This window comes from Bacillus sp. SIMBA_074 (genome assembly GCF_046534555.1).
Taxonomy (GTDB): domain Bacteria; phylum Bacillota; class Bacilli; order Bacillales; family Bacillaceae_G; genus Bacillus_A; species Bacillus_A mycoides.
Map to the genome: position 1 here is coordinate 1 of NZ_JAWRYM010001298.1, position 232 is coordinate 232.

At 48.7% G+C, this 232-nt stretch carries 1 protein-coding gene; it reads left to right on the forward strand.

Going from position 1 to position 232, the window contains the following annotated elements; all coding sequences use genetic code 11:
• The coding region (locus SB773_RS34895) for a phosphorylase family protein (protein WP_486304346.1) at nt 1-232 on the forward strand (232 nt) is incomplete at both ends.

Below are 232 nucleotides of genomic sequence, written 5' to 3' on the forward strand. Positions count from 1 at the left end.
GAGGGAGCAGAATGCTATAACAATGTACGTGGCATGCTGGGCTTTACTGGTACATACAAAGGTAAACGCGTATCTGTACAAGGTACAGGTATGGGCGTGCCGTCAATTTCCATTTACGTGAACGAGCTGATGGAATCGTATGGTGTGCAAAACCTGATCCGTGTCGGAACGTGTGGGGCAATTCAAGAGGACATCAAAGTTCGCGACGTCATCATTGCCATGAGCGCTTCGT